The sequence below is a fragment of the Paenibacillus sp. FW507-14B1B genome (assembly GCF_058781425.1).
In genome coordinates, this window is sequence record NZ_JBYSWS010000002.1 from 1,346,931 (window position 1) to 1,365,877 (window position 18,947).

Here is an 18,947-nt window from a genome sequence, read left to right on the forward strand (position 1 = left end):
GTCACCATCCTTCTCGTATCGCTCTATGTATTTGGCTAGGTGAATTGAAAGCGCCCATAAGATATCAGAGGTTATGATAAAATTTTATATATTATTCAATATTTTACATAAATTGATTAAGCGGTCTAATGCCCTGCTTGTTTAAACGTGAGCATTACAGCAAAAAAGCAACGCTATTTCATTAGCGCTGCTTTTTCACTGGCGTTTCTAACTCATTTTACCTACCACTTTGACTCTTAAGCGTGTTGCATTTTCCGGATGATAAGCTAGCGGCGTCTCTTCGACTTCAACCAATTTAATCGTATTGGGATCAGCGCCCGCCATAACTGCCTGTTTCACCGCTTTTTCCTCAGCATCCTGAAGTGATTGTTCTCTCGGTTCGCGTGAATAAATGTAAATCTGCTCATACTGCCCGCTAATCTGAGAGATTGATGCACCGATGGCATTCGCGACTCCGCCGTTCTCCACTTTCACAATCTCCGTTACCCCGGGAATCTCATCTGGAATAATGACGCTACCCCCGCCGACGAGTACGACCTGTACATCTTCGGAAGAAGTCTTCATTTTATCAACTGCGTTAGACAGGATCGAAGAAATCACTGATTGCACTTGTCTCGCAAAATCTTCATCAATATGGCTTACTAGATTCTTGTCCCCTACTTCAAGTAATCCAAGGCGTACGGCGATGTCCGTCGTAGTAAGGGTATCTCCACCAAAGACGAGTGCCTCTTCTGTGATCTTATAGCCTACGCTATCCGGACCCACTGTAATTTTTCCGTTGTCCACACGTACAATGCTTCCCCCGCCAAGTCCTACGGAGATAATATCCGGCATTCTAAAGTTCGTGCGAATATCTCCAACTTCCACAGCGACAGAGGACTCTCTTGGAAATCCATCTTGCAAAACACCGATATCCGAAGTGGTACCGCCGACATCAATGACCATCGTGTCTTTAATGTTCGCTAAATAGGAAGCACCTCGAATGCTATTCGTCGGCCCACAAGCAATCGTAAGGATCGGGAATTGTTTCGCATATTCAATCGACATGAGCGTACCATCATTTTGACATAAGTACACTTGTGCGTCTTGAATCCCTTCGGCTTCTAGCGCATTCGTAAATCCTGTAGCCGTAGTCTCAATGACTTGGCATAGAGCCGCGTTCAGTATCGTTGCATTCTCCCGTTCAATCAGACCGACAGACCCGATTAAGGAGGAGCAAGAAACCGGATAGTTCTCCCCGTATGCTTCCCAGATCATATCTCGAACCTTAAGTTCTTGGTCATTTTTGATGGATGAGAAAACGCCAATAATCGCAATAGACTCTACCTTTTCACGCCAATCGGCCAAAAGATCTTGAATCTCCTGCTCGCTCAACTCCCCCAGCAATTGACCATCATATTCATATCCACCATGAACTAATGCATAATTTCCTGATAGCTTCTCGACCATGTCTTCAGGCCAAGCTGTATAGGGAAGTACAGAAGCTGTAGCAGGGTACCCTAAGCGAATCACGCCTACTTTCGCTAGTTTTTTTCGTTCCACAATGGCATTCGTACACTGCGTTGTACCGAGCATGGCGTGAGTGATTTTCGTTTTATCAATGTTCGCTTCACTCAATACATTCCGCAGCGATGTCTCAATACCCGTCTTAATATCCAGTGTCGTTGGAGATTTAATGCTATGAATCAGTTGGTTATGCTCGTCCAAAATGATAGCATCTGTATTCGTGCCGCCTACATCGATTCCGATTCTATACATGTTTAGCCACCGCCTTACCTACCAGTTCCTCGATCGGAACGTAATCGTAATCATACCCAAAATACTTCGGCCCTACCGTTTCAATGCCGATGTCAGTTCTCCACTTCGGATGGGCGGGAAGCCCAATGACGCGGACACGTTTACCATATTTCAAACTCTCCGTTGTCACGGGAAGCAAGGTTTCATAATCGACCAGACAGATTAAATCCGGTGTCATTGCGATAACCTGACCATTCTTCTCGGCAAGGAGGTTCTCGTTCTGGAAGTAAACCTTCATCTGTTCTTCTTTATTCGTTTCAATGCCTTCCAAGTTCATTTTTCCGAAATTGAAGCCGCCCTTGGTTTCTCGGATGACATCTGTAATTTTCCCTTGGAACAGCTCATACCCGGATGTCAGATTCAACAACTGCTCAAGCTTGTCTTTGGCATCTCTATTCTTAGATGAAATGATCTCTCCGATCTGCTCAGATAGAGTCACGATGTTGTGAACACCACTCTTCTTAATCTGAGCACCTGTCGTTGGATATAGACTTACTAGCGCACTAGCTCCCATCTCCACCGTTGCTGTACGAGCTAACCGTTCAGTCCACTTATTGTCGATCGTCTCGAAGATACCGATGTTTCCTTTCTCGTCCGAGATGGCAAGCGGTGCTGCCGAAATGCCATCCAGGTTGAAGGTCACCATCTGAAGTTCCGGAAATGCTCTCCCCATCCCATCACAGTCGATAAGCGGTAAATTCAGCTGTGCAGCAACAACGATGGGAATCATCGAATTGACTCCGCCCGCTTCCATCGGAAACGTGCCTGTTATCTTGTCTTTGCCCAAATACTTGGCTAGCATCTGAAACACCTTAACAAACTCGTCCCCTTTCGGGAACTTCTCCACTAATACCGAAGGTGCCCCCATCATGGCAGCAGGAATGAAGAAGTCTTCATCTTCGATCTCATCTACGGTGTATAGTCTAACGGGTCCGTGTTTTTCGATAGCCGAAAGCGCCATGAGTTTACCGATATAAGGATCTCCTCCTCCACCCGTTCCTAAAAATGCAGCACCTACAGCAATATGTTCAATCGATTGTTTATCTAAATATCTCATTGATTTCCCTCCATGATGACAGACTTTGTAGCCGTAATTCTATAACCGACGATATACAGAACAAATGAAATGATGATGCCGAGTAGTGGCTGGTTCGATACTTGTGGCAAGTTTGGGAAAAAGGACAACACAACCGGCATACAAGCGATGATCGAGCCAATCAGCCATGAGAAGACACCCAGGCGATTCATGCCCTCTGTTTCCTTCCAGCTATTCTTATCCCCTTTGTTCATAATCCAGTAGGATGCAATCATAACCCCTGCGACAGGTGGAACCATCGCTGACAAGATCGACATCACCGGTGTGAAGTAATTCAAAATACCGATTACGGCAAGTACCGTCCCGATGAGTCCAGCACCCCCTACAGCCCATTTCTCTTTCTCTTTAGAAATATGAAGGACATTAGTGAGTGCAAATCCACCCGAGATGGCGTTAACCATGTTCGTTTTCCACGTAGCCAGAATCAATACCGTTCCCCCAATAAATGGTGTTGTAATATTGATAAAGACAGCCGCAATATCACTCGTCTGGTAAGCGAAGGATAGTATGGCTCCCACACTAATCATAAGTACGCCGGAAGGAACGATGCCGATCAATGCTGCTTTGAGCACATCCGAGCGCTTTCTAGAGAACTGTGAATAATCGCCTGCAATTACCGCTCCTAAGGCAAATGATCCGATGGTTACGGCTAATCCGTCCATGAATTTCATCTGTTTCTCCGGCTGGTAACTCCAAATGTTCTGGATCGAATCCATTGTGAACGCTTGGACTAAACCATATATACATACAACGATCAGTAAAGGCACTGCTATATAACTAAGTACCCGAAGCACTTTAATACCGTACATCGCTGAGACCACCATGACCAAGCCACTAATGAAAGAAGCAAGGGGCACGGGGATATTCATTCCATAATCCGCTAGCAGATTTGCCAAGGCAGCGCCGCAGACATTAGCCTGAATCCCGAACCAACCGAGGCAAGCAATGGCGAGAATAATGGATAAAATCGTTCGCGAGCCTTTTTTACCAAATACCTGAGCTGCGACTTGAACGGTCGATTTGCCTAGATCCGTACTTTGAATCCCCTGAAGAATCATTAAGGCTACGATAATGGCATATCCCAAAAACGCGATTAACAATGTTTTAGGTAAGCTCATGCCAGATATGAGCGTATTCCCGACCAGCAGACCGGGTATACTGATCACCGCTCCAGCCCACACCATCCCTAAGGTGAACCAAGACTGGTGTTCTCCGTCCTTTCTCATGTCATTTCCGCCTCCTCGAAAAGTAAATTTCACTTAGTATAGATGGAATCATAGGTTTACGTCTTTTTCTTAAACCAAAAAAAAATCCGTAATTTTTGTCTTAACGACAAAAGTTACGGATTACACTAGCTATGAATAAGTCGATAAATCATGCAAGCCATATACACATCGTAGGATTCAGAGTTGACCGTTACATCGTAACCAATTAACTCGCTAATCTTCTTAATGCGATATTTCACCGTGTTTTTATGGACGAATAGCATTTTGCCGCAGACATCGAAATTCCCCTTTGCATCCAGCAAAAAGGTCATTAGAGTCTTAAGCGAATCTTGGTCGCTCATAATTGGCTCCATGACAGCCATCCATTCCTCCAGAGCTTCTTCTCCCTGTACACTCAAATCAATAGCTTGCTTCATTGAACGGATCTCCGCCGCCGTAAATAATTTACGATGCTCATAAATGAGATGGACCTTACGTCCAACACTGTTCACGAGCTGATACATACGCCGCACATCTTGAGTATTTCTCATCCGCGGAGCATAGACCATTTCAGAAATTAGCGCAGATGAATGGGTCGTATCGATATACTCCGCAGCAATTTCATACTCGTTGTACTTGTAAGAGCAATTCCCCATGAGGGCGATGATACAATGGTCGATGGTTTGGATGACTGATGTTTTGTAATACTTGAACAGATGCTCTTCCAGCTCTTCACGAATTCGCTTCTCTTGCGACAAATCATGAATGTACACGAGCCACATCATTTGAATGGAAGAGACATCAATATGGAGCAGATGAGCCAGTCTTCGCATTTTCTCACTTTCATCATTAATGATCGCTTTGACTAAGGCATATTCGCTAACCTCGTTGTGCTTATCCCCCCACAAATTAATCGCCACCTGCACAACCTCGCTGATCTTATCCATGGTCTTCGCAGGCAATTTGGTGTTCTCTTTGATCAAAAATAGATACAGCACTTCCCCGTTCTTCTGATGAATGCTCTTATATTCCACAAAGCCATCTGAAATCGACGATTCTTGTCCTTTCATCCCTTGTAACAAATAGGGTGCATAAGTCTCAATCAGAGGGACCACGTCTAGCGATGAATTACGCGGCCACATCACTTGATTTACAATCTCCATGTGGGTGTTCGTCAGGATGATATTCGCTTTCAGCCGATCAGACAGAATCTTCAGTGTCATTTCTACGCTTCGCGTGTGCTCCGGCAACAGTGATACCTTCTCTAACGCTTCATTGACAAAATTATCATTGATCGTCTGATTGTTCAGAATGATCGATTCCATCACTTCATAGATCACTTCGTTATAACGAAGTGACGAATCATTCTCCGGCATGCAGATGATGATGAAATTTTTGGACTCAGCTAATTTCAGCACCTCTTCAGCCACTTCCGGAAGGATGATTCCAACATAGTAAAGAATTAACCCCACTTCTCCAAGTCCGTGTAAGTATTCAATCGTTTCGCACTGCTTCGCAACGCTATCTTTAATGGAGTAAAAAGAACTGATCACAATCTCTTCTGCATACCATTCTTCTTGGATGGTATGCACGATCCTAGAGGAATACTCTGCATTCGAAACCTCTAATACAGATAAAGAGGATATCGTACGCTGAAGATTATTTTGTCCCGTGAGTACCTTAGCTCCCCGAAAGGAAGGCAGTTGCAGCATATCTTGTACCGTGATCCCCATGTTCATCACCACTTCTTCTGTGTTGTTATCTCATGTTGTTTTTCTTATATCGTTATTACATCATATTCATATTATAACCCTTACACTATAAGCTAGGTATCTTAATCCTGCTCTATAAAATGAAAAGAGGCCTTCCACGAAGTTAAACAACGTAATGGAAGACCTCTTTAAGTAAACTATTCCCTAAACGTCTGGCTGAAAAATTGCCCTGACAGTACCATTTGACGCACTCTCTCTAAACGAAGAGATTCATACTTTCTCAAAGCTTCAATCGCCTTATTGGCATGTATGCCCTTCGAAACACATTCACCTAACACTGCAGCATCTTGTAGCGATTCATTAAATCCGCTGGCCGTAACAGGTGCAGGTACATGAGCCGCATCTCCAACCAAGCCGATTCGTCCTCTAACAAGATTGTCAGGAACATATTCTTTGATCGGTATACCAATGATATTACGCGTCTGAACAGCATGACGCATGACGGATGACCAAGGCTCAGGCCATTTCTCAGAAGCTTGGTCCGCTAACTCTATGAGCGTCTTTTCAGGTATATCTGCGCCATTAAGAGAGTGAACCACAACACTTCCTTCTATACATCCCAAGTGATACAGTAGATCATTGCGGGAATTATCGTACCATGTACATCCAATCCGCCGATTCCCTGAACCAGATGAGCTATCCTCTCGTTCAATAACCGATCCGAATAAAAAACCGTTGCTGCTATCTAGCATCGTAACTGGTGGATGATTTTCCCGTGGGCGATACTTCTCAGGTAAGTCTTCCTCACGCATCGAAGAAATCCATACCATATACCCGGCGAATCTCGCATCTGGTTTATGTGGTGCAACATGACGCCGGACCAAGCTGGAATGTCCATCTGCACCAATCAAGATATCGCCTCGAATAACCTCTCCCGCATCAGTCTCAACCCAAGCGGTATCAGCATCCTGATTGACCGATTGAACACGAGTGTTATACCGTAAGTCGATACTGGGATGACTCAGAACTTCTGCACGGAGACGAGACTCTATCGATGACCACAGCTGTATACAACTCCTCCCTCCTGAGACCAGATTTCTTAAAAATCTCGCGGTTCTGGATTCACCATACTCTCCACCGTCTACCCGAAGACCAGCCCCTGTGCGCTGTCCCTCCCCAACCTTATCAATGATCGTGACATGTATCCCTTCCCTCGAAAGAGCTATGCCAGTCATGAGACCAGAAAGCGACGCCCCTACAATAACAGCAGATCCTTCTCTATCAGCGGTACGGTTATAATGTAGATTAAATATATTCATGCGTATTCCCTCCCGTTGTTATATGCAAAGTTCACTAGTAAATGTGATAGTTGTTTAAAAGCGATTTTCCATCTGAGGAATTAATACTGATACGGAGGATTTTAAAGCAGATGGAGGAGAATTTGGCTGGGAGTGAATGAAAGAGCAATACAGACATAAGGATATGTATCAGAATATCCCAAAAATATAATGGTATATTATCCTTTATATAGTTACAATAACGGTAGCATAAATTACTTACTGTACATGGAATATCTGGTACGACTAATTTCATATGAAGGAGATTCATGAGATGAAGAGAAAAATAGCCATTGCTGCTACAATTCTATTTACTCTGGTAACATCCTCCGTTAGTGCAGACCCAAGTAAAAATGTTGTCATTGACGGACAAACTATTTTATTTGATCAGAAACCTATTGTTACACGAGGTGTAACAATGGTGCAGTTTACACCCATTTTTAACAAACTAGGAATTACCTCCTCTTGGGATCAGAAAAAAAAACAAGTTACAGCTAGAAAAAATGGTACCAAAATCGTATTAACTGTCGGAAGTAAAAATGCTTATATTAACGGAAAACGCATTTCCTTAGAAGTTTCTCCTGTAGTCATCGAGGGAAAAGTTTTCGTGCCACTTAGGCTTATAAGCGAATCCACCGGTGCCAAACTGATCGTTCGAGATCATGGAAACACAATTGAAATAACGAGTACTGTATATAATAGCGAACCAGAAATATCGTCTTCAGTTGTTACTCCTACTCCTACCCCAACTCCGACACAACAGTCTTCAGAAAATCCAACAGCATCTACAGCCACTGATGAACAAATCGAAACCTATCTTAATTCAAAATATTCTAAACTTAGAATTGATGAAGATTCTTATGATGTTAAACTTACCACTCTCACTAGTTCCTCAGGCTTCTCCATTGGTATTCACATGAATGATATGAATCAAATAAGTACAATAATAAAGGCACCGAGAAATAATTTATCATACATATTTAAATTAACTAAAGACCTTGCAAAGGATCTATATGAGAAATATAACAAAGAAGATTTTAGCGTTTATATATATCTCTCTTTTGATGCGCCCATTTATCCGGAGCCATTCAATCCTGAAAATATAACAAGCAATACAGATGGAACTTATCATCTTAAACAGCCTCTTTATCTTGCCCGTTATAACTACCTTGAAGAGGGTGCTTCATTCTACGCGATAGACTTAGATGATAATGATGAGCAAATTTTATTTTATGAAGCTGGGTTATAGAAGCTAACACAAATGCAAATCCTTCTCTGTTCGGTTACAATAAAACAAAACGGAATGTGGAGGCTACATCATGAACATGGAAGAAGAATCAAAACAACAAGCCATACCGGCGGAAGACGATCAGGGAAATTTCAAGCTGCTTGACGTGGAACGCATCCTATCGATCTCGTCCGAAATCGAAGGTGACGAAGATAGTGCGGCGATTTTTCATTATGACGATGGCAAGACGTACAAATACGTACACAGCGAGAAAGCCATGAAGCAGTTCGGCGAATGGATTCAAAAAGGGGAAAAATAAACAATCATAAAAAGCTGCCATAAGGCAGCTTTTGTTGTAATTATAAGAACGTTTTCTTACCTACCTTAAATCTTACATACCATTTTATAGTTCCCTGGAACCGCGTTAAATCCTAGCAGATCACGGTTGATACGAAGCATGGGAGTGTTCATCGAATCGTTATGAGTTCTCAGAGAAGTCGCCCCCTCAGCACACGCAGATTGAATGCCCAGAAGTTTTAACGCGAGACCAATCCGCTTCCCCCGGTATTCCGGTAAGACGCCAGTATATTGATGATACATCGCATTAATTTCTTCGTTCTTCTGCAGTGTCACTACGCCGATGTAACCTTCTCCGTCTTTGGCGATATGTATGTATCTAGGCTCCACGCCAGGCATATCAAGGTTCCACTTCCGCCACTCTTCGAACCAAGGAAAGTCCTCGTTATATCCCGGAATATCCTGATGGGTTATGCGGTACAGGTCATAAAGCTTTCGTTCATTCTCCTCACCAGGCTCATCCGCCAGCGTTACAAACCGAATGCCGGACTGCTCAGCCGCGCCAATGCACTGGAATAAATCTTCATTCGAAAAAGAGGATAGCTCCAGAACGGATTCGAAGGTATGACGCTCCTGCTCATAACCCCGCCGTTGTGCAAAACGGAGTGAAGTCTCATCATCCTCCTTCATGAAGCAAATAAGTCGAGATGCTTTTACCTTTTGAGCCCATAACTTTACTTCATTGTACAAAGCCCTGCCAACTCCATAGCCGCGTTCCTCCGGATGAACGACCAACGTGAGATCCAGATTTCCCGGCTCACCCCAAGGTGCGCGCCAGATGATCGTATATCCAATGACATCCCCCTGCTCGTTCTCTGCCACCCACTTCGGACGATCCCAGCCCATGAGTTCGCCGTCCTCGTTATAATGTAGCTGCCCTGGCGGTATGCTCTCCTCATCCGCCTGCAACTGCTCAGCCGTTATGGGCACCGACCACAAAAAGTTGATCAGCGAGGCTGCTGCTGGATAATCTTCCTTGCGTAGTGGGCGAATCGTAAATTTAGACAAGGTATGCATTCCTCCAAAGATATATTTGGTTTTATTTTCCTTATTATCTCATGTCTTGAGATGATTTTGAAACAAGCAATATATTTCATTCTGGAACATAAATTATATTTAGGGATTTTATAACATCGGAGGTTAAGTGATATGTGTACTGCTATTTCATTACAATCCTTGCAAGGGGAAAACTTCTTTGGAAGAACTATGGATTTTTCCCACCCTATCGAACCTGGACTTTATGTAATACCGAGAAATTATCAATGGCATAGCCTTGCAACAATGAACAAAAATATAAATCACTACAGCTTTATGGCTATCGGTCAAGAAACAGATGGTATGTTAGGTTTTTTTGATGGCGTAAACGAGCGAGGGTTTGCGGCAGCAACGTTATATTTTGAAGGTTATGCTAATTATGAGTTGCCGTTAGGGAACAACGAGTCTGTTGCTTCCTTAGATTTTCTACACTATCTGTTAGGTCGTTGTAGCTCAGTAGATGATTTACAGCCTTTATTAAAAAACGTTCGTATTGTAGGTGTTCCCGATCCTGTTACACAAAAAGCCGCTCCCTTACATTGGATTGCTACAGATCGAAGTGGGAAATGTGTTGTGATTGAGCAGACAAAAACGGGGATTGAAATCTTAGATAATCCGATAGGGGTCATGGCAAATAGCCCTGATTTTCTCTGGCATATGACCAATCTAAGAAATTATATGGATGTATCAACTACGCAAGAAAAGAAAGTGAATTGGGGTAGTGTTCCCCTAACCCCTTTTGGCCAAGGAGCAGGAACAATGCAGCTACCAGGTGGCTTTACATCTCCCGAGCGCTTTGTTCGTACAGCATTTCTAAAAACACATACTCATCTGCCGAGCAGTCAAGGCGGAACAATTATGACATGCTTTCATCTGATGAATAGCGTCTTCATTCCTAAGGGCATTGTTATAACAGATCGAGGAACCTATGATTATACGAAATATATTGCTTTTATGAACACAAATACATGTGAATACTATTTTAAAACCTATGATAATAATCAAATCTTAACGGCATGCCTTTGGAATTATAATACTCATGGCACGCAGCCCATCTATCTTGGAAGAATTGAATTTCCCTAGCACCTATGCGAAACCTCTGAAAATCAAGGATTTCGCTATTGCTTCTGTGGAGTGTTTACCCCTCCACCAATCAACCTACTCAATCCTTGATAACAAAGGAATTCAGAATCCCTCGACCTATTCAGTTAGCTATTCTTCGAATTCACTGGTAGATTTGTAATTATTATCAAATGCGTCTTCTTCATTAAACTTTGTTTATTGGACTACGGATCAAACGGCAAACCTAGAAATTTCATGCTGTGAACCAATCTTGCCTACAGCCATCACATATGATTGATCTCTCGTATCCTTGATATCATAGTTATTGAAGCGTGAACAGAAAGTCGTTTTTTCTATGGATTTGAAGTATCTGGTTGAAATATAAATATAATTATGATTGCTATACTAGACAAAAAATTGCACTAGACAGCATCATTATGGTTAACCTTTTTCTATTTGTCAGTATACTTAGCTCCTACAGTTAATAGTCAATTGATGTTGTAAACTCTTCTATACTTTCAATGTACTGAAACTGATCTTCTTCTTTAGATTCTATTTCTATGGGAACGCTTATAGTAAAAAAGTATGGAACTCAAGCAGTGCTTCTCCTACGTATTTTTCATCATCAATAAATTTTATATTCAATCAATATCCAATTAATATACTGGTCATCCTCATAGCTCATTCAACTTATGCAAGTGTTAAAACTTCTATATCCTTTCTTTTCGGTGATCATATAAGATATTAATTGTGTTTTTTATATGCAAATATTTCATTTCTGTACAAAATACTCACCCCATAAAAGACTACAACTCACTTTTTTTGAATAACAGCTAAAACATCTAAATAATGATATTCATCCCTGGCTAATTGTTGAACTCCATCTCTATATTCCGAAGATGATTCTATAATTTCATCCATAACTTCATCTTCTTCACTGCTTTCCTGCTCTACCGTAGCATATATCGGTAAGTACTTTTAAAATCTATTAAGTTTAATATTCCTCTACTACATACCAACAACTGTTGTAGTACCAATTAATAAGACATCTATTGTATAATTATTAAGTCATTCTCTAATTTAGACGGAATTTTCATTAAAACCTTTTACCGTCCTCATTCGAAGTTAATAGGTAGGTATGAATAATCCTTTAAAACGTCTTCCCCAATTTTCAACTTGTGATCTCTCCCTTTTTTCCTTAATGCCCAATTAAAGAAATAGTTTAATTATTTCATGAACCGAACTTCCGAGTTCATTCTTTAATTTATTATTATCAACTTCATAACCCTCTATATTAACAATATAATCTGAGAATCTATCCACAAAAAATTTCGGATTGAACTTTTTCTTTTTATAAGATTCTTGAAAAGGCCTTAACCCCTCGTTTAGTTCATACTCAACAAACTTCTTTTTATTTGTACGGTTAGGATTTTGCAAGAGTTTTGTCATGTCGTATTGTTTTGCATCGTTAATATGTAAAAGTAAATAAAATTCAAAATTAGGATTAGTTATACCTAACATGAAATTATTTTCCTCACATATTCTTAATACTTCATCATATTGATTATCTTTAAAGCTTCTATAATCTCTGTCTAATATTAAGCAAATTCTATCATAACCTTCTTCATAATTATTCAACTCGTTTAATACTTTTATTTGTTCAATAACATTGTCGTTATAATCAGTAATAAAGAGCTCTTTCATATTCCCTAATATCTGGTCTAGAGATTCCATCAATTCTGTTTCATTTATATCTTCCTCCTCATATTCACCACACAAAACAAAAAGTTTATCTTTGATTTCTTGACTAAGTTCCGAATTTTTTTCTAAGTAATTTTGGATTGAAGACGTTATCTTATATTGATTAGAATGAGTACCTTGAATTCTTTCTAAAATCAATACATCAATTAAGGAATCTTTATTATTTTGCGCTACTTCTCTCATATAAATATGTTCAGTTTTTTCGCCTTCTAAAATAAAGAAAAACTTTTTCTTAGCTTCTTCTTTTTCAGGGATACTTCTAGACTGATTCGGTATTTTTCTTGAAAGTCTAAACGACACAACTAACCCCCACCTTTTTCACTCACTTAATTCTACATCTGTGAATAACTTAAATTTAGGTATACTTCCATACCTGCCATCCAAATATGCTCTTAGTATGTCCTTATCGAATCTTTCTTTAAATTTTTCTAATGAATATAGATTTGATTCTCCATCTTCTTGTTTTTCAACAAACCAAATTTCATCTCTCCGTAACATATCTAAATCTAGCAGGCGATCTTCATGGGTAGTAACAATTAATTGTCCTTTATTCTCTTTTTGTAGATAAGTCTTTATGAAATTATGTGTTAGGTTTGGATGAAGACTTCGATCAATTTCATCGACTACAAATATCTTCTCGCTATCACTTGCTAATATGTCGTAAATCTCCACCAACCTAACTGTCCCATCTGATTCTTCACCCAATGAGTACAGAACTTCTTCCGAAGAATGTTTAAAATATACTATTTTAATTGTCATATTATTATCTTCATTCTCTATTTCGTATATATTATTTGGTGTTTTTAATAATGCATGTCTAGATCCTGAATCATTACCTCTAATTTCTTCAAGTATCTTCTTGACTATTTTTAAAGGTAATTCATTATACATATCTTTTTCGTGTATTTCTTTTGTACCTATTTCTTTTACACCTGTACCAAATGAATCTAGGAAATTGGAAAGTGCAATTCCATTATCTTTTCTTAAATAAGTAATTCCACTTTCTGTTGGAGATTCGTCAGGGGAAATCACTTCTAATTTATCTCGAAACCATAAATAAAGTAAATTGAATAAAGATTCATTATTTTTACTTAAAAAAGGCTTTTTATTTATATTTAATTCTGTGATAAATAAAGAATTTGCCAACAAACTAAAATCTTCTAAATAAAATTGTAATCTCGATCTTTCACTCCCATAAATACCTAACGATTCATAGTTTATTTCATATTTATATTTGCCATTTTCTAATTCTATCACAAATAATTCCTCTTCTTCATTGTTGGAAAGTGAATATAACCATTCTCTATATATCATTTTTTCATACAGGTTGACTGAAAAACCATATGAATATACTGCATCTTCAATCATTATTTCATATTCAAAATGTGTAAGTTCATCTTTATTCCGAGGAAATATCTTACAATATTTGTCAGAGGTAACTATACTATTGAAACCATTAACTACTAAACTTTTTGAAAAACCTATAGCTTTAACCAAGTTAGATTTTCCTGAGGCATTTGCTCCGTATACAGCCGCAAATTTTAATAAGGATACATCTTTAAATTTCATTACATGTTTTGGATGCCTTCTGGTATTTCCATTAACCATTGAAAACTCCGCCAGCTTATTATAGGATAAGTAATTACTAAATCTAAAGTTCACTAACATAAAACCAACTCCTCAAGTGATTTTTTCACTTCTATTACTATTATATACATCAATCAGATAAAATATAAGCTTAAACACTTAAATTTACGTGATTACATCACTTATGTGAGTAAGTCTACATTTATAAACCTCTTCAAAAATAATCAACTACAGCACATCAGGATTTTTGCACATCCCCACTTAAAGATTAATATATAAGGTGATGAAAGAAGCGAACCAAAGTACTTTAAAACTCACTCCTTGTAATTTGTAATTTCTCCTAGTGAATGCTGTAATATCAAAAAAAATATTACACTTGTAATCCCCTTACATTTGTTTCGCAATTTTTTAGGATTTAAATGTCATTAGCCTTGCTCAAATACTTGATAGTACGAGCTTCGTAAAGGATCTATGACAAAAATACCAAAAACATTAAAGAAAGGACCTCTCATAAGTTCAGTGAACTCACGAAAGGCCCTTTATAAAAAATCAATTGAGTAAAATCAGCAAAAAGTTAGCATTACATGAATAACATTCTCAACCCTTATATATCAAGGTTAGTAAGAGTTTATTACATCATGCCGCCCATTCCACCCATGCCGCCCATATCTGGCATAGCTGGTTTTTCTGGTTCTGGCTTGTCAGCGATTACTGCTTCAGTAGTCAAGAACATAGCCGCAACGGAAGCTGCGTGTTGAAGAGCGGAACGAGTTACTTTAGCAGGGTCAACGATACCTGCTTCGAACATGTTCACCCAAGTATCAGCTGCAGCGTTGTAGCCGATGCCGATCTCTTCTTTCTTCAGACGCTCAACGATAACGGAACCTTCTTGACCTGCGTTAGCAGCGATTGTGCGGATAGGCTCTTCAAGAGCACGTAGAACAATGTTCACGCCTGTCTTCTCATCGCCTTCTGCTTCTACTGCTGCAACAGCACCATATACGTTCACGAGTGCAGTACCACCACCGGATACGATACCTTCTTCAACCGCAGCGCGAGTTGCGTTCAGAGCATCTTCGATGCGAAGCTTGCGCTCTTTCAATTCTGTTTCAGTTGCTGCGCCAACTTTAACTACGGCTACGCCGCCAGCAAGTTTAGCAAGACGCTCTTGCAACTTCTCTTTATCGAACTCGGAAGTTGTTTCTTCGAGTTGGTTACGGATTTGCTTAACGCGAGCAGCGATGTCTTCTTTGTTACCAGCGCCGTCCACGATGATTGTGTTCTCTTTAGTTACGCGTACTTGACGAGCAGTACCCAATTGATCGATTGTAGCGGATTTCAGGTCAAGACCGAGTTCCTCAGTGATCACTTGGCCGCCAGTCAATGCAGCAATATCTTGCAGCATTGCTTTACGACGGTCACCAAAGCCAGGAGCTTTAACAGCTACAGCGTTGAATGTTCCGCGCAATTTGTTCACGATCAGCATCGCTTGAGCTTCGCCTTCGATGTCTTCAGCGATCAGAACAAGTGCTTTGCCTTGTTGTACGATCTTCTCAAGGATCGGCAAGATTTCTTGCGTGTTTGTAATTTTCTTATCTGTGATCAGGATGTATGGATTCTCAAGAACAGCTTCCATTTTATCCGTATCTGTAATCATGTATGGGGAGATGTAGCCACGGTCAAATTGCATACCTTCTACAACTTCCAGCTCAGTCAAGAAACCGCGGGATTCTTCAACCGTGATAACACCGTCTTTGCCCACTTTTTCCATAGCTTCAGCAATCAGTTGGCCAACTTCTTCGTCAGCTGCAGAGATCGCAGCAACTTGAGCGATGGATTGTTTGCCTTCAATTGTTTTGGAAATGTTCTTAAGTTCTTCAACAGCTGCACGAACCGCTTTGTCGATACCTTTACGGATAACCATTGGGTTAGCGCCTGCAGTTACGTTCTTCAGACCTTCACGAATCATTGCTTGAGCAAGAACCGTTGCAGTTGTTGTACCGTCACCGGCAACATCATTAGTCTTTGTAGCTACTTCTTTAACAAGCTGAGCACCCATGTTCTCGAATGCATCTTCAAGCTCGATTTCTTTAGCAATCGTTACACCGTCATTCGTGATGAGCGGGCTTCCGAATTTCTTCTCCAATACAACGTTACGGCCTTTCGGACCGAGCGTTACTTTAACTGCGTTTGCCAATGCATCAACACCACGAAGCATTGCGCGGCGGGCGTCTTCACTAAACTTAATATCTTTAGCCATGTTATAACATACCTCCTAATGGATTATGAAAATTTAACATTCTTATATTCAGGTTGTGAATTAACCCAAGATCGCGTGGATGTCGCTTTCTTTCATAATCAAATATTCTTTACCTTCGTATTTGATTTCTGTTCCAGCGTATTTCGAGAAAATAACACGGTCGCCTTCTTTAACTTCCAAAGCTACACGCACACCGTCTTTCAAAGAACCGCTACCTACTGCGATAACTTTACCTTCTTGCGGCTTTTCTTTAGCGGAGTCCGGAAGCACGATCCCGAATGCCGTGGTCTCTTCTTGTTCGATTGGTTCTACCAATACGCGTTCACCTAAAGGTCTGATCATGAAAAAATAGCCTCCTTATAAAAATTATATTGTTGTACTTTCGTTCAAAGCTTTATGTATTAGCACTCAACCATCGTCAGTGCTAACAACCAACTTTATGATACTCAAGTTGCCTGAAGATTTCAAGTCTTTTACGATATTTTTTGATCAATTTTTGATCAAATTATCGAATAGAAGGTTGTCCTCCAGACTCCTCTTTCCATTCTATCCACAGCTTTTTATTTTATGCCTACCGTTAACTTCGGATTACGCAAAAAAAAGAGCATCCCCATTCAGGACACTCTTTCCGCATAAATAAACTAAACTCTTGCGATATTATTCGCCATCTACCCGCGTGTACCGGCTTTCCAGCTCCATATCAGCTTGTAATTGCTTACGATAGATCGTCGCAGAGAGGAACACACTAAACTCATATAGTAGAAGTAACGGAATCGATACTAGAAAATCAGAAATGAAATCCGGTGGAGTGATGATTACTGCTATAAATACAAGCGCGAAGTATGCCAGACGACGCATTTTCTTCAGTCTTAATGGATTCAAAATACGAATTTTCGTTAAGAACATCACAATCAGCGGTAACTCAAATATGAGTGCTAAAGGAAGAACAAGGTTAAACATAAAGTTAAAATAATTCGTAATTCCATACGTTTCTTGCAGGCCCATACTCTGCGTAATAGACGTCGTAAAGTGCAGTGTCATTGGGAAGACGATGTAGTAACCAAACAGTGTTCCCATAATAAAAAGTATAAAGGCATATGGAACATAGCGTATCGCAGCCTTTTGTTCCACTTCGCGCAGGCCGGGCTTAACAAAAGCCCATATTTGATAAAATATAAATGGTACCGATATAACAAGCGAGAATAGTGCCGCGATCTTCATATAGATCCCAATACCATCCCAGAAAGAGAACGCATTCAGTTCAAATCTCTGCGCTTGCTCCGATTCCGTCAAATATCGATAGATCGGCTCCGCTATAAACAGACCAGCAATCAATCCGCCCACAAACACGACAAGTACAATAATAATTCGCTTACGAAGCTCACTCAGATGCTCCACAAGCGCCATCTCTTCCATTTTCTCCGACACGCTAGATATCACCTCATCTGTATCCCGGCAGCACAAGAAGAAACGGCAGTATCCTCACTCTAGGAAGAGTTCCGTTTCTAATAAACTAATTGCACAGTCTTGGATGAAACTTTGTTATTTTAAAATAAAATCCCTCCCGAAGGAGGGGTTCACTTCACGAAAAATACCTATTCGGGAAGGCGTTTATCTTCAGCCTTAGTCTGTGCAGCAACTGGCTGTGGAGTCTCTTGTTTCTTGGAAGCTGGCTCGTCCTCAATAATCTCACGTGCCCCATCCTTAAACTCACGGAATGTTCTACCTACAGCGCGTCCTAGTTCAGGAAGCTTGTTCGGACCGAACAGCAACAATGCTAAGATGACGAGTAAAATAATACCCGGTACACCGATTGGACCCATACCTATTCTCCTCCTTGTCCTATTTGAATGAAGTCTGAATACAATACAATCAGGCAAGATCAAATAGGTTGTAACATCAAAACTTGAAAAATAAGCCAATAAACGTGTATACCGTCATCATACCATAAGAAAAATCACATATATAGTACGGAAAATTGAACATTTTCTGTACATTTATTACTTATAAACATAATTCTTCCTTATTCTCGGTATTGTCCTGTTACCATAAGAAGGGCTTCCGGCAATTGATCCATGACAGCAGCCAAGTTCTCGTGTACTCCTTTTGGAGATCCCGGTAAGTTAAGAACCAAGGTCCGCCCTCGAATTCCGCACACCCCTCGGAATAACATAGCACTTCGATTCTTCTGCATCACAGTAGCTCTCATTGCCTCCACAATACCAGGCACTTCCCGTTCCACAACCCGCATCGTAGCTTCTGGTGTTACATCCCTAACTGCCAATTCCGTTCCTCCAGTTGTAAGCACCAAGTCCACTTGAAAATAATCCGTTAGCTCAATCAACGCTGCAATAATCTCATCTTCTTCATCGGGAACAATCCGATATTCAATAATTTCGCCGCCCAATTCCTCTTCAATCAGTTCCCGGATAACTTGGGCGCTCGTATCCTCGCGTTCCCCCCGCGAGCCTTTATCGCTCGCCGTCAGGATCGCCGTCTTCCATAACATG

16 protein-coding genes are annotated in these 18,947 nt (G+C 40.6%); 3 read left to right on the top strand and 13 right to left on the bottom strand.

Annotated features, from left to right (window positions below):
- Positions 1-207: 207 nt before the first annotated feature.
- From AC3WJJ_RS14880 to AC3WJJ_RS14900, 5 genes are all read right to left on the bottom strand, one after another.
- Positions 208-1,758, bottom strand: a complete 1,551-nt coding sequence (locus AC3WJJ_RS14880; RefSeq protein WP_492541739.1) for a hydantoinase/oxoprolinase N-terminal domain-containing protein — start codon at positions 1,756-1,758, stop codon at positions 208-210.
- On the bottom strand, positions 1,751-2,854 hold the full coding sequence (locus AC3WJJ_RS14885; RefSeq protein WP_492541741.1) for an S-methyl thiohydantoin desulfurase family protein: 1,104 nt from the start codon (positions 2,852-2,854) through the stop codon (positions 1,751-1,753). The genes AC3WJJ_RS14880 and AC3WJJ_RS14885 overlap by 8 nt, the downstream gene beginning before the upstream one ends.
- Positions 2,851-4,119 (bottom strand): cytosine permease, encoded by a 1,269-nt coding sequence (locus AC3WJJ_RS14890; protein ID WP_492541743.1) that lies wholly within the window; start codon positions 4,117-4,119, stop codon positions 2,851-2,853. The genes AC3WJJ_RS14885 and AC3WJJ_RS14890 overlap by 4 nt, the downstream gene beginning before the upstream one ends.
- 125 nt (positions 4,120-4,244) lie before the next feature.
- On the bottom strand, positions 4,245-5,831 hold the full coding sequence (locus tag AC3WJJ_RS14895) for a PucR family transcriptional regulator (RefSeq protein ID WP_492541745.1): 1,587 nt from the start codon (positions 5,829-5,831) through the stop codon (positions 4,245-4,247).
- A gap of 176 nt (positions 5,832-6,007) precedes the next feature.
- Positions 6,008-7,129, bottom strand: coding sequence for an FAD-dependent oxidoreductase (locus AC3WJJ_RS14900; protein WP_492541747.1), 1,122 nt, complete (start codon positions 7,127-7,129; stop codon positions 6,008-6,010).
- Positions 7,130-7,421: 292 nt separating this feature from the next.
- Here AC3WJJ_RS14900 and AC3WJJ_RS14905 point away from each other — a divergent pair, with 292 nt between their 5' ends.
- Both AC3WJJ_RS14905 and AC3WJJ_RS14910 read left to right on the top strand, forming a co-directional pair.
- Positions 7,422-8,396 carry a copper amine oxidase N-terminal domain-containing protein gene (locus tag AC3WJJ_RS14905; protein ID WP_492541749.1) on the top strand — a complete coding sequence of 325 codons (975 nt, stop codon included), beginning with the start codon at positions 7,422-7,424 and terminating at the stop codon, positions 8,394-8,396.
- 70 nt (positions 8,397-8,466) lie between these two features.
- A complete protein-coding gene (locus AC3WJJ_RS14910; protein WP_422658156.1) occupies positions 8,467-8,694 on the top strand; it encodes a hypothetical protein in 228 nt (75 codons plus the stop codon).
- A gap of 65 nt (positions 8,695-8,759) precedes the next feature.
- Here the strand turns inward: AC3WJJ_RS14910 and AC3WJJ_RS14915 are convergent, their stop codons facing one another.
- Entirely contained in the window at positions 8,760-9,740 is a 981-nt protein-coding gene (locus AC3WJJ_RS14915) for a GNAT family N-acetyltransferase (RefSeq protein ID WP_492541752.1), read from the bottom strand.
- A gap of 141 nt (positions 9,741-9,881) precedes the next feature.
- Here AC3WJJ_RS14915 and AC3WJJ_RS14920 point away from each other — a divergent pair, with 141 nt between their 5' ends.
- Complete coding sequence (locus AC3WJJ_RS14920) at positions 9,882-10,850, top strand: choloylglycine hydrolase family protein (RefSeq protein WP_492541754.1); 969 nt, start codon at positions 9,882-9,884, stop codon at positions 10,848-10,850.
- Positions 10,851-12,038: 1,188 nt separating this feature from the next.
- Here AC3WJJ_RS14920 and AC3WJJ_RS14925 read toward each other — a convergent pair.
- From AC3WJJ_RS14925 to AC3WJJ_RS14955, 7 genes are all read right to left on the bottom strand, one after another.
- Positions 12,039-12,890, bottom strand: a complete 852-nt coding sequence (locus tag AC3WJJ_RS14925; RefSeq protein WP_492541756.1) for an RloB domain-containing protein — start codon at positions 12,888-12,890, stop codon at positions 12,039-12,041.
- Between the two features lie 18 nt (positions 12,891-12,908).
- Positions 12,909-14,258: an AAA family ATPase gene (locus tag AC3WJJ_RS14930; protein WP_492541758.1), complete on the bottom strand. Its 1,350-nt coding sequence runs from the start codon at positions 14,256-14,258 to the stop codon at positions 12,909-12,911.
- Between the two features lie 550 nt (positions 14,259-14,808).
- A complete protein-coding gene (gene groL, locus AC3WJJ_RS14935) occupies positions 14,809-16,437 on the bottom strand; it encodes a chaperonin GroEL (RefSeq protein ID WP_422658159.1) in 1,629 nt (542 codons plus the stop codon).
- Positions 16,438-16,497: 60 nt separating this feature from the next.
- Positions 16,498-16,779, bottom strand: a complete 282-nt coding sequence (gene groES / locus AC3WJJ_RS14940; RefSeq protein WP_054956559.1) for a co-chaperone GroES — start codon at positions 16,777-16,779, stop codon at positions 16,498-16,500.
- 315 nt (positions 16,780-17,094) lie between these two features.
- On the bottom strand, positions 17,095-17,865 hold the full coding sequence (tatC, locus tag AC3WJJ_RS14945; protein WP_422658160.1) for a twin-arginine translocase subunit TatC: 771 nt from the start codon (positions 17,863-17,865) through the stop codon (positions 17,095-17,097).
- Positions 17,866-18,032: 167 nt separating this feature from the next.
- Positions 18,033-18,260: a twin-arginine translocase TatA/TatE family subunit gene (tatA, locus tag AC3WJJ_RS14950; protein WP_422658161.1), complete on the bottom strand. Its 228-nt coding sequence runs from the start codon at positions 18,258-18,260 to the stop codon at positions 18,033-18,035.
- Positions 18,261-18,460: 200 nt separating this feature from the next.
- A complete protein-coding gene (locus AC3WJJ_RS14955; RefSeq protein ID WP_379244424.1) occupies positions 18,461-18,946 on the bottom strand; it encodes a MogA/MoaB family molybdenum cofactor biosynthesis protein in 486 nt (161 codons plus the stop codon).
- Position 18,947 lies beyond the last annotated feature (1 nt).